Genomic DNA, 11,743 nt, shown 5'->3' on the forward strand with positions numbered 1-11,743 from the left:
AGTGGGTGTAGTGGGTGGCGCCTTTAGCCATGGCCCACGTCTTCATGGCCGAAGCCACCGCGTCGGCTACTGACCGCTCCACCGGCGTGCCCTGCTTAATTGCAGCTTGCAACTTTTTGAAGTATTCCCCTGGCATGGTGGCCCGCATGGCCTCCAGGTTGAATACATTTTTACCAAAACTATCCGAGCGACGCTCAGTAGTGGTGGGTACCGATACTGGTTCGCGTCGGTCAACTAATTCAAGAGCTTTAAAGCGCAGAATAGACATGAAGAACGTTTAGGTATTACTTAGTGCAAGCAAAATAGAAGAGAACAAACCGTTTTTCCAAAGCTCCTCGAAAAAATGGCCACTTTTTGTGAAAATCCACCTCTTTATGACGCATCTACCCCAAATAGCAAGCTAGTATCTGATTAAACGCTAGCTATTTTCTGATTTTGCCCGAAAAATAACTACATCGTCGCAGTCTTATTTCATACTTATTACTCTTGCTTTTTTATTCCTAAAGCAACGCAACCTCAAGCAAAGGTTGGGCGTCACTTTCGCCCTACCTTTGCCTCGTGAGAAACCGCTTTGCGTTCCAGCCGCTGTATTTTCTGTTTTGGCTGGCCTTATTTTTAGCTGCGAAAGCTTTATTCCTAGTTTATCACGCGGCTCCCACGGCTGCGTTGTCGGCCAGGACCATAGCACGCATCTTTGTTTATGGTCTGCGCCTTGATGCCTCCAGTACCGCCTATGTATGTCTGCCCGCTTACTTGCTGTTTGTCGTAGGCAGCCTAGCTGGCGCGCGTTTTCCCACTGACCGGCTTATCCGTTTGTACACGGCCGTGGCCGTTCTGCTCGTAGCGCTGCTCACCGTCACCGACTTGGAGCTTTATCGCGCTTGGGGCTTTCGGCTAGATGCCACGCCGCTGCAATACCTAGCTTCGCCCGCTGAAATGGCCGCTTCGGCGGGTAATGCACCGGTTGTCTTACTAGTATCGCTGTTTTTGGGACTGTTGCTATTCGGTTGGGCACTCTACCAAAAGGTAGTAGGTCGCTTGCCGGCCTTGCCCCTGAAGTTCGGCCGTGGGCGGGCCGCTTTGGTGGGGGTTTTGGAAATGATCTTGCTAGTAGTACCCCTGCGGGGGGGCGTGCAGCAAATTCCAGTCAATCAGAGTGACGTTTACTTTTCCAGTCAGCCTTACGCCAACCACGCGGCTATTAATGTGCCCTGGAACGTAGCAAACTCCTTATTCCTGCAAAACGGAGGGCCTAATCCGTACCAGTTTATGGCTGATAGCACGGCGAGCCGAACCGTGAGCCACCTTTTTGCCACCGAGACGTCGGCACCTGACACGGCCAGCGCACGCTTGCTGCGGCAGCCGCGGCCCAATGTACTATTTATTATCCTAGAGAGCTTTACTGCGAAGCTGGTAGGTAGCGTGGGAGGAGAAGTAGGCGTGACACCTACCCTAGATAGTTTGGCGCGCACGGGGGTACTGTTCACTAACTTTTACGCCAGCGGCGACCGTAGCCAAAAGGGGTTAGTATCCTTGCTGAGCGGCTACCCCAATCAGCCCACCACCAGCATTATCAAGTATCCGCGCAAAACTGAACACCTTCCGCACTTGTGTCAGTCGCTGAAGACAGTGGGATATAGCTCCCACTACTATTATGGTGGCGAGCTAGCTTTTGCCAATATGAAAAGCTACCTCGTAACGGCTGGCTACGAGCGTTTTACGGAGCGCGCCGACTTTACCCCGGCGCAACAGAACTCTAAGTGGGGTGCCCACGACCACATTCTGTTCGACCGCATGCTCAAGGACTTACCTAGCCAGCGGCAACCATTTTTTGTTACGGCCTTCACGCTGAGCAGCCACGAGCCATTTGATATTCCAATCCCGGCCAAGTTTCCCGGGACGGACGAAGCAGCTCATTTTCGCAACTCTGTGTACTACACCGATTGGGCCCTGGGCCGCTTTCTACGAGCAGCGCGCACCCAGCCCTGGTGGGATAATACGTTAGTTGTGCTGGTGGCAGACCACGGTCACCCGTTACCTAACAACGATTCCAACGAGAACCCTAGCAAGTTTCACATTCCCTTACTATTGGCAGGTGGCGCACTGCGCCCGGAAGTACGCGGACGCGTTGTTCCGGCATTTGGTGCGCAAACGGACCTAGCGGCCACGCTACTCGCCCAGCTTCAGCTTCCCGCAAAAGAGTATGTTTGGAGCCGCAATCTTTTGCAGGCTACTGCCAATCCATTTGCCTTTTATTGCTTTAATAATGGGTTTGGCATGGTCACGCCGGCCGGCACCGTTACCTTCGACAACGTGGCCCGCCAGATGATGTGGAAGGCCCCCGACAGCGTGCCCGACACCCAACTAGTAAAAGGGCAGGCATACGAGCAAGCCTCCTACGCCGACTTTTTGCACAAATAATTGCTTCTGATGCCGCAATTGCTCTTTGTTTATAATGCGGAAGCGGGTGCGCTACAGGGGCTGCTGGACACCCTGCACAAGACCCTCTCTCCCCAAACTTACGCCTGTTCGCTGTGCCGTCTGACGTACGGCGCGGTGCACATGCGCTCGGAGTGGAAGCAGTTTGTGCAAGAGCTAGGGTTGCCCTGCCGGTTCCTGCACCGCCCGGAGTTTATCCGGGAGTTCCCAACCCTGCGCCAGCAGCCACTCCCAGCGGCCTTTGGGCAAAATACCACTGGCGAGTGGCAGTTGCTCGTGTCAAAAGAGGAATTTGATCAGGCCAACCTAGCTTCTTTGATGCAGCTTATCCGGACCCGTCTGTCCACCCTCGCATAATTAGCTACACGCGTTTAAGCGCACCAGTATGCTCAAACTGTGCTGCTCCAGCGGAGGAAGCATCGACGGACGTTACAACTAGACCACTTGCGTTTTCACGCCGGCACAGCCTTATTCCATTCCTCGTGCCGAAAACCGAGTCTTCTTGCTGCCAAACCTTTCTCTCCGGCCGCAAAACATAGCTGCGCTTTATGAGAGCTACGACATAGTTGTGGCGCAACAGCGGGCCTACTTACGCGTTATCCTAGCTTTTTTTTGGCGCGCAATAAAGTTTCTTTCAAGGTAGAACGTCACAGTATTCAGCAAGTCTTGCCGCGGCAGTCACTCGGGCGCCGCGCACCTCTGCCCTGCCGCACTGCGGCAGGAGGATATTACTGAATCTGCCTTCTCGCATGAAACTCTTGGCTACTCTCTCTTTTTTTCTTTTCCTGGTTGTTGGTACCGCCTTTCCACTGTGGTTACCAGTGCAGGAACCCCTATCCACGGCAAAAGCAACTTCCGTTATACCTTCTCACCAGGACCTAGCTGGGCCGGTTCTGGCGGGTGAACTCATCGGCTTTGTTTCCACCCCAGTAATGGCACCCGTGACCGGCATTGTCCTCGAAACCTATTTCTACGAGGGCCAATTTGTGCACAAAGGACAGGTATTAGTTAAGCTGTGGGTCCGGGCCGCCAACGGGCAGGAATACGTTAGCGCACCCAAAGATGGGGTCATCACTCACTTTTATGCGCGCATACGGGAGCTGTGGCCCGTCGCCAAACCCATCCTTACGCTTGCCGACCCAACGCAACTGCATGTACGCCTCAAACCTAGCTCCCCTGCATCAGTATCCCACTTCCACGCTCATGATAACCTCTACGTTCAGCTAGCCACTAGTTCCTCCGCTACGGTGCCGGGCAAAGTTGCGCAGCTTGACTTCCCGGCAAAGGCACCTGCCACCTTGAGGGTGCACTTAGCCAAGCCCCTGGCCGGCGCCCGCCCCGGTTCCGCTCTGTTCATTACGAGTGCCGCTGGGCCAGTTCTTAAAGTCTCAAAAAAGATAGCAACCAGCTTCTAAGGCGTTGGCTTCATTCTAATACTTGCACAATTTGCCGAAGCTGCTTTTTCAGGAGACACCATTTTGCGGATGGTTGTGTTGAGGTGGGCGTCGTTTGGGAGCAACTAGCTGCCGTTAGTTCTCTCGTATGGTAGCGCAGCCTCCTATTGGCTTTCGTAAAATCGTTACCTTTGTCGCTATTTCAAATCGTCGTGGGGCGCTTGTTTAGTGCGTCAGCGGGACGAAGAACAAAGCAAGTACGGGACATGCTACGGCAGGGTGCCAGACTACAATACCGACAATGAAGTCTGCACCGATTCGCCGAAAGCTAGGACCGATTTGCGTTTCAAAACCGATTACATAAGCTCAGAAAAGGTTTTGAGGCATGATACTCTTATGAACACCAGAAAAGTTGCTTTTTACACGCTGGGCTGCAAGCTCAATTTCTCGGAAACGTCGGCCATCGGGCGACAGTTTGAGGAGCGCGGCTTCCAGAAAGTAGCCTTCGAGGAGGCCGCTGATATTTACGTCATTAATACGTGCTCCGTCACCGACCATGCCGACCGCAAGTGCCGCAAGGTGGTGAAGGAAGCGCTGAAGCACAACCCCGACGCCTTCGTGACGATTGTGGGTTGCTATGCCCAGCTTAAGCCCCAGGAAATTGCAGAGATTCCGGGGGTGCACGCCGTGCTAGGGGCCGCCGAGAAGTTTCAGCTAGTGGATATTCTGGCCGGATTTGAGAAGCCCGCCGGCGGCAAAGGCCAGGTGTATGCCAGTCCTATCAGCGAAGCCACGGAGTTCCACGCGGCGCATTCGTTCGGCGACCGGACCCGCACGTTTCTGAAAGTGCAGGACGGCTGTGATTACTCGTGCTCCTTCTGCACCATTCCGTTGGCCCGCGGCAAAAGCCGCTCCGATAGTGTGCAGAGCGTAGTAGAGCGTGTGCAAAAGCTCGCTGGTACGGGCGTGCAGGAAATTGTGCTAACGGGTGTCAACCTCGGCGACTTTGGGCTGCAAGGCCCTGACCGGGAGCGGCGCGAAGATTTCGGTGACTTGGTGCGCGCGCTGGATGAGGTAGAGGGCATCAACCGCTTCCGCATCTCCTCCTGCGAGCCCAACCTGCTTACCGACGAGATTATTCGCTTCGTGGCGGGCTCTCAGCGTTTCATGCCGCACTTCCATATTCCACTGCAAAGCGGCTCAGACAAGATTCTCGGGCTGATGCGCCGCCGCTACCGCCGGGCGCTCTACGCTAGCCGCGTGGCGCTCATCAAGGAGGTAATGCCGCACGCCTGCATCGGCGTGGACGTGATTGTGGGCTTTCCCGGCGAAACTGAGGAAGATTTTCTGGAAACTTACTACTTCCTCAACGAGCTAGATATAAGCTACTTTCATGTGTTTCCGTACTCGGAGCGCGCCAACACTTTAGCACCTAATCTCCCGGGCCGCGTGCACGACGGCGAGCGGCACCGTCGCACCACGATGCTGCGCTCGTTGTCGGAAAAGAAAAAGCGCTACTTCTACGAGCAGCACCTAGGTCTGGAAACTGAAGTGCTCTTCGAAGACGACGTGACCAACGGCCAAATGGAAGGCTTCACGCCCAACTACATCCGCGTGACGGCCAAGTACGACCCGCTGCTCGTGGGTGAGCGGAAGCGTCTGCGCCTGACGAATGTTAATGCGCAAGGACACATGGAAGCCGAGGAGCTAGGTATCGAAGTGTTTCAGCACTGAGCCTATCAAACAGGCTGTAACACCAAGCGGCCCGTAGCAGGAGTGCTACGGGCCGCTTGGTGTTACAGCCTGTTTGATAGCATAACCAATGGTGTTACCGACTCAGTTGCCGCTGCATCATTTCCATCATCTGCTGCATCATGCGCTGTTGTTCCTGCAGATGCTGGTTGCGCATTTCGGCTAAAGCCAGCTGATGCGAGAGTTGTTGGGCATAAAGGGCCGCTTGTAGGCTAGCCGTCGGGTCAGCTACCGGGGCAGGGGTTGGCGCTGGCAGTGTGGGCGCCGTTGCAACACTTGGAGCAACTGGTGTCGGCGCGGCTGGAGGAGCTACGTTTTCAAAGGAAGCCACGCTTGGCGCGGGGGCGGCGGGCGCAACTACTGGTTGGGGGGGCGCTGGTGCAGGAGCGGCCGGTCTTTCCTCAGCAGCAACTGATGCTGTTATAGGCACTGCTTCTGCTGGTTCTGGCTCACTAGGCTCTGTCCCTATGAGCATAGAACCGCTGCCTTGCATTAGCCAGTCTTTTGATACATTTGGGTACACCTCAAAGATCTTACACAAAAGATCAAACCCTGGCTTATTGCGCTCGTCAACAAGATGTTGAATAACGGTTGCGGTCTTGTCAAGCGACGCAGCAAAAGCATTTTTTGATATACCCAGATGGGATACCAACAGACTAATACGCTGCCCTACTGTTTGCGTTGCCATTATCATAAACAAATGAGTGTATCGCTTTTCAACGCAAATATATACTCATTTGTTTAATCCACCTTACTCATTTTGAGTTCCCTGAAAGCACCAAGCCCCAGCAAAGCAACCTCATTGTACTGATGTCGTCTTGCCGGGGCTTGTTGTGTGCTTCGCAGTTATGACCTAGGTCGGGCGCGAGCGTGGCCTTATGCCGTGGGTTGGTTCTTCCCTCCTACTCATAGCGCAGCGACTCAATGGGATCAAGACGCGAGGCTTTGCTGGCGGGATAATACCCCGAAGCTAGCCCTACCGTCACGCAGATGATCAGGCCGAGGATCATCCAGAGCCACGGCACGAAGAAGGTACCGCCCCCCGGAATAAGCAGCGCAATAGAATTGCCCATGGCCACGCCGAGCACAATGCCGAGTACCCCGCCGAGCACGCAGATGACAATAGCCTCGATGAGGAACTGCTGGCGAATTTGCACGGCCGTTGCGCCGAGGGCTTTGCGAATGCCGATTTCGCGGGTGCGCTCTGTAACAGACACCATCATGATGTTCATGAGGGCAATGCTAGCCCCGAGCAGCGTAATAAAGCCCACCAGGAAGCCGCCCGAGCGCAAGGTGCTGGTCATGGAGTCGAGCTTGCCGGTAAGCGACTCGCTGCTATCAACCTCGAAGGAATCTTCCTGCCCCAGAGGGTCGTGGCGCACGGCGCGCATAATGCCGGTGGCCTGGCCGGTTACGTAGGCTAGGTTTTCGGCCTGGGTGACGGCCGTTTTTACGTTGAACGTGAGGGCGCGCTGCCGAGGCAACTGGTTGCCGGTTTCGAGCGGGATGAGCACGAGACGGTCGGCGCCACCGCCGCCTAGGTCACTACCGCTTTTCTCGAGCTGTCCGACCACGGTAAAGCGCCGCCCGAGCAGGTAGATGTACTTGCCCATGGGATTCTCGTTGGCAAACAACTTGTCTTTCAGCTCCAAGCCAATGATGGCGACGTTGGCACCGTTATCAAGTTCGGCTTGGGAGAATGTGCGCCCGGCCGACAGGTTATAGCTTTGAATTTGAAGGTAGTTTTCATCCCCGGCTACTACTTGGGTGTTCGGGTTGGTTTTTTGCCCGTTGGCCTTCACCTCGGCGGCGCCCGTTACCTGGGCAGACAGGCCCACGGTAGCCTCATCGCCAATTTGCTGTTTGTACTGCTTGGCTTGCAAGTACGTGATGGCCGGGTACGTTTTCTCGATTACTCCCTGCCGTCGCCGGCCGTTGTTGTAGCCCTTGGCGCGCATCTCGAACGAGTTGGCCCCTAAGGTGGCAAAGGTGGAATTCAGCTTGTACTTCATCGTATCGATGGCCGTGAGAATACCCACTAGCGCCATAATTCCGATGCTGACAATGAGCGCCGTCAGGATCGTGCGGAGCAGATTGCTACCAATGGAACGGAAAGCTTCCTTGATGTTTTCTAACAGATGCATAGTGGTAGTAGCTACTCGTGCAAGGTAAAGGGTTTCAGCTGAACTCTGGACGGTGATAGACGTGAAAACCTAAGGAGTTGGTTGTATCATCATGCTGACGGCAGAACGTTATTCCGAGCTTAGTATTAGTAGAGGAATTGCGTGCGCACGCGTTATGCCTCCTACTGGTCGGCATGACGTTGCAATGAGTACACGCACGGTACTTCTGATGCCGGCCTACCTTCTTTTTTCAGCGAACAAATTATCAGCCCCTATTCCCTGCCGTCTGCACTCTTTCGTATCTTACCTTTATTTCCCCTTCCTTTCCTCTAGCCGAACGTGATGGTGTTGAAGCGAATCTTGTCTTTATTCCTGCTCCTGGCTGCTTGGTTGAGCGTACCTCTTGCGGCCTGGGCCAACCACGTCCTGATTCCAATGGACGAAACCCAGAAAGAACACCTGAAAGCCTACGGCGCAACCTACTGGCTGCTCGGCAAACAGGTAGAAGTTGATTGGCTGCTGAATTACCGAGGGGGCGCTTTTGCCTTCCCTAGCGCTGCTGGCGCCGAAAACGAGCTAGCGGTGCGCGGCGTAACCTACCAGGTCATTAGCGACGCGCAATACAACAGCATCCTCCAGGAAATTGCCGACCCGAACGCCAACATGGACGTGATGAAGTTGGAGAAGGTGCCCAAAATTGCGGTGTACACGCCCAAAGGCAAGCAGCCCTGGGACGACGCCGTGACGATGGTCCTGACCTACGCCGAAATTCCCTACACCCAGATCTACGACGACGAAGTACTGCACGGCGACCTACCTAAGTACGACTGGCTGCACCTGCACCACGAGGATTTTACGGGTCAGTATGGAAAGTTCTTCGCTAGCTACCGCAACCGCCCCTGGTACCAGCAGCAGCAGCGCGACTCAGAAGCAACGGCCAAGCGCAACGGCTTTTCGAAGGTGAGCGTGATGAAGGGCGCCGTAGCTACCAAGATGCAGGAGTTCATCGCGGGCGGGGGCTTCATGTTTGCCATGTGCTCAGCCACCGACTCGTATGATATTGCCTTGGCCGGCCTAGGTATCGATATGGTGGAAAGCATGTACGACGGCGACCCCGCCGACCCCGCCGCGCAAAGCAAACTGAACTTCAACCGTACCCTAGCTTTCAAAGACTTTACGCTGGAGCGCAACCCGATTCAGTACGAGTACTCCAATATTGATATGCAGCCCTTCGAGCGCGGCGTGTACGAGGACAACGACTACTTCCAGCTCTTCACCTTCTCGGCCAAGTACGACCCGGTGCCCACCATGCTCACCCAAGACCACGAGAAAACCATCAAGGGCTTCATGGGTCAAACCACGGCGTTCCGCAAGAGCCTCATCAAGCCCGATGTGGTGGTGATGGGTGAAAACAAAGCCTCTGGCGAAGTACGCTACATGCATGGCACCCTCGGCAAAGGCACCTGGACGTTCTACGGTGGCCACGACCCCGAAGACTACCAGCACTTGGTAGAGGAAGAACCCACGGACTTGTCGCTGCACCCCAACTCGCCGGGTTACCGCCTGATTTTGAATAACATCCTCTTCCCCGCGGCGAAGAAAAAGAAGCAGAAGACCTAGGCCAAGACCTTTAGCGTCAGCAAAACAATGGTCGAGCTTAGTACCGATGACCATGCATTTCGCTGAATCATTATCCTGTTTAGCACGGCTCGCCAAAATTCGGTGAGCCGTCCTCATTCCAGGTGAAAGGCTTCACTCTAATTTGCCGCGCCCAACCGGCTTTGCTGCTGCGGGCAGCGTGGTAAATGATATAATCCTGCTCCTCAATCTGCACGAAAGAGGCGTGACCAGGACCGAAGATGGTATCGGTTTTCGAGAATACCGGTTGTGGTTCTTTACGCCACGAGGCCGGGTCGAGCGCGTCGCCACCTAGGTAGGTGAGCTGGCCTAGGCAATAGTCATCGGTCCAGCTGCCGCTGGCGGAATAGATAATGAAGATGCGGCCATTGCGTGTCAGCACTTGCGGCCCCTCATTTACGTGTGGGTAGCCGTGCTTTTCCCAGTTGTATTCTGGCCTCGAAATACACACCCGGTCAGAAGCAATGGTCCACGGGTTGCTCATGCGGGCGATGTAGATATTTTGGCTGGTGTTAGTGAATCTTTCCCACCCCGACCACAGAAAATACAGCTGTCCGTCGTCCATGGGTAGCACGGTACCGTCGATGGCCCAGCGGTCAGTCGGGATTTCGAGTTTGCCTTTAAATTCGTATTCACCCAGTGGATCGGCGGAGGTGCCTTGCAACGTGTAGAGTCGCTCTTCGCCATTTTTGGCATTGTAGAGCGCAAAGTAGACGTACCACTGACCGTTAATTAGCTGCAACTCCGGCGCCCATATTTCCACAAAATCGGGTGTAGTGCCCTGCGTTCCTGGCCAAACTTGCACAAGTTCGGCCGAAGCCATTTCGGCCAAGCTGGCAAACTTGCCGACCATTATCTTCTGCTTCAGCCGATCGACGGTGCAGTAATACAACTGTCCTTCGTGGGAAATAACCCAAGGATCTTCCCCATCGGGCACTAGCACGTGCGTTTGGTCGCCGCTGGGTGACAGCGCGCGGGCTCGCTGGGTTAGTTCATTTATTTCCGCCACCGTCATAGGCGCTAGTTGCGCTTCCTGGTAGATGTGGTCGTCGGGAATGTGCATGCTTGTTTACTGATTCAGCAACGGAAGCCAGGGCTGGAAGACGGGTAGAAAACAATGATTTGTACCTAGCCTGTGCGAAGTCGCTTTCTGGTAGTTGGAGGAAAACCTAGGTTGATTTCTTCTTTATTGATTAGAAAGAACATTATACTGACGCAGAAAGTCATTCGCACGCAATCATTGCCCTAATGAACTTCTATTGCTTTGAAGGCGAATAGCTTTCTGCGTCAGCCTAACGCGCTGGCAACTGCTACGCCTCTCCCATCATCAGGCCCTCAATAGTGTGCCCTTGCACGATGGGCTCTAGCTCATCAACCAAGCGACACGTGAGGTGCTGCGTCAAGTTTTCGGGCAGCGTTTCGTAGAAGGCTCGCGTGATTTGCAGATCGTGGCGCTCGGCGTTGTTAGCGGTGGGGGCATCTACCCCGAGCACTAGCGCCGGCCTAGGTTTGTCGGAATAGTTGGCCGTGCCACGGTGAATGGTCAGGGCCGAACGAGCGGAGATGTCGCCTAACTGAGGCATCTTGCGCTGGGCCCGTTGTTCGTAGCGCGGGCTGTTCGACTTTGGCGGGAACATGCCATACTGGAAGCCGATGGGCAGATCCCACTGGGTGCCGGGCGCTACTTCAAAGGGCCCCATATCCTCGGTCACATCTATCGTGGTAAGGTTGAAGGCCAAGGAGTTAAGCCGCCGCCCGACGATGGTGTCGTCGGGGGCCGGGAAGTCGCGGTGCCAAGGCTGGTTCACGGCGCCAGGATTGGGCACATCGAAGCCAATTTCCACGATTTTGTACTCTGGTCCGAGCACGGCCTCGCACACGGCTATTACCCAGGGGTGGGTAGCGAGGTCCACAAAGCCACGAATGTCTTCAGGGTGAATCTCGACGTAGTGCCGCTTAGGGCCCCGACCTAGGGCGCCGCCGGGGCGCTTTAGGGCTTCTTCGTATAAGCGAGTAATATCCTCGCCGAGCTGCTGCGCCCACTCGCGGCTAAAGGCGCCTTTCAAGCCGATGATGCCGTCGCCGTAGAGCCCACCCATAATCTGGGCAACGTCGTAGGTTGGTCGCGTAATGGGGTTTGCTTCCACTGTTTCCATGATCCTATCCTTTTAGATTAGCACTTGCTATACAACCTAACTTTGCTTCACCCTAGCCCAGAGTCAGTGCAAGCTCGGTTGACTTCTGCTTTCTAACGAATGTTGTGGCGGGTAGGTGAAGTAATTATTATGGCCTTTGGTGATGCGCAGGGCGGTAGATGCCCTTGCAGTCACTTGGCCCACAAACGGCCATAAAAAGTACCATCCTTTCCGCCCAGCTTCCTACCTTTCCAGCTTCAAC

The 11,743-nt window shown here is 54.9% G+C and carries 10 protein-coding genes; 5 read left to right on the forward strand and 5 right to left on the reverse strand.

Annotated features, from left to right (window positions below; translation table 11 throughout):
- Positions 1–268, reverse strand: a 268-nt coding sequence (locus tag BXP70_RS20420) for a glutamine synthetase III (protein WP_143436596.1), incomplete at its 3' end; no start/stop codon positions are given.
- A 290-nt stretch (positions 269–558) separates the two neighbouring features.
- Here BXP70_RS20420 and BXP70_RS20425 point away from each other — a divergent pair.
- The 4 genes from BXP70_RS20425 to mtaB all read left to right on the forward strand — a co-directional run bounded on the left by BXP70_RS20425 (position 559) and on the right by mtaB (position 5,567).
- Entirely contained in the window at positions 559–2,421 is a 1,863-nt protein-coding gene (locus BXP70_RS20425) for an LTA synthase family protein (protein WP_086595982.1), read from the forward strand.
- 9 nt (positions 2,422–2,430) lie between these two features.
- Entirely contained in the window at positions 2,431–2,796 is a 366-nt protein-coding gene (locus BXP70_RS20430; RefSeq protein ID WP_143436597.1) for a hypothetical protein, read from the forward strand.
- Between the two features lie 392 nt (positions 2,797–3,188).
- Positions 3,189–3,854 carry an efflux RND transporter periplasmic adaptor subunit gene (locus BXP70_RS20435; RefSeq protein ID WP_086595984.1) on the forward strand — a complete coding sequence of 222 codons (666 nt, stop codon included), beginning with the start codon at positions 3,189–3,191 and terminating at the stop codon, positions 3,852–3,854.
- 375 nt (positions 3,855–4,229) lie between these two features.
- Positions 4,230–5,567 carry a tRNA (N(6)-L-threonylcarbamoyladenosine(37)-C(2))-methylthiotransferase MtaB gene (mtaB, locus tag BXP70_RS20440; RefSeq protein WP_086595985.1) on the forward strand — a complete coding sequence of 446 codons (1,338 nt, stop codon included), beginning with the start codon at positions 4,230–4,232 and terminating at the stop codon, positions 5,565–5,567.
- A 94-nt stretch (positions 5,568–5,661) separates the two neighbouring features.
- On the opposite strand, the gene BXP70_RS29550 is transcribed toward mtaB, so the two are convergent.
- Positions 5,662–6,015, reverse strand: coding sequence for a hypothetical protein (locus BXP70_RS29550; RefSeq protein ID WP_143436598.1), 354 nt, complete (start codon positions 6,013–6,015; stop codon positions 5,662–5,664).
- A 472-nt stretch (positions 6,016–6,487) separates the two neighbouring features.
- Positions 6,488–7,729, reverse strand: coding sequence for an ABC transporter permease (locus BXP70_RS20450; protein ID WP_086595987.1), 1,242 nt, complete (start codon positions 7,727–7,729; stop codon positions 6,488–6,490).
- A 321-nt stretch (positions 7,730–8,050) separates the two neighbouring features.
- On the opposite strand from BXP70_RS20450, the gene BXP70_RS20455 reads away from it, so the two are divergent.
- Positions 8,051–9,328: an asparagine synthetase B gene (locus BXP70_RS20455; RefSeq protein WP_086595988.1), complete on the forward strand. Its 1,278-nt coding sequence runs from the start codon at positions 8,051–8,053 to the stop codon at positions 9,326–9,328.
- A gap of 79 nt (positions 9,329–9,407) precedes the next feature.
- Here the strand turns inward: BXP70_RS20455 and BXP70_RS20460 are convergent, their stop codons facing one another.
- Positions 9,408–10,409, reverse strand: coding sequence for a glycoside hydrolase family 43 protein (locus BXP70_RS20460; protein ID WP_086595989.1), 1,002 nt, complete (start codon positions 10,407–10,409; stop codon positions 9,408–9,410).
- Positions 10,410–10,656: 247 nt separating this feature from the next.
- Entirely contained in the window at positions 10,657–11,502 is an 846-nt protein-coding gene (locus BXP70_RS20465; RefSeq protein WP_086595990.1) for a phytanoyl-CoA dioxygenase family protein, read from the reverse strand.
- Between the last annotated feature and the right edge of the window lie 241 nt (positions 11,503–11,743).

The sequence above is a fragment of the Hymenobacter crusticola genome (genome assembly GCF_002154225.1).
Lineage (GTDB): Bacteria > Bacteroidota > Bacteroidia > Cytophagales > Hymenobacteraceae > Hymenobacter > Hymenobacter crusticola.

Coding starts and splice junctions, on each gene's coding strand:
- mtaB (WP_086595985.1), top strand. CDS start 4,230: ATGAACACCAGAAAAGTTGCTTTTTACACGCTGGGCTGCAAGCTCAAT.
- BXP70_RS20435 (WP_086595984.1), top strand. CDS start 3,189: ATGAAACTCTTGGCTACTCTCTCTTTTTTTCTTTTCCTGGTTGTTGGT.
- BXP70_RS20450 (WP_086595987.1), bottom strand. CDS start 7,729: ATGCATCTGTTAGAAAACATCAAGGAAGCTTTCCGTTCCATTGGTAGC.
- BXP70_RS20455 (WP_086595988.1), top strand. CDS start 8,051: ATGGTGTTGAAGCGAATCTTGTCTTTATTCCTGCTCCTGGCTGCTTGG.
- BXP70_RS20430 (WP_143436597.1), top strand. CDS start 2,431: ATGCCGCAATTGCTCTTTGTTTATAATGCGGAAGCGGGTGCGCTACAG.
- BXP70_RS20465 (WP_086595990.1), bottom strand. CDS start 11,502: ATGGAAACAGTGGAAGCAAACCCCATTACGCGACCAACCTACGACGTT.
- BXP70_RS20460 (WP_086595989.1), bottom strand. CDS start 10,409: ATGCACATTCCCGACGACCACATCTACCAGGAAGCGCAACTAGCGCCT.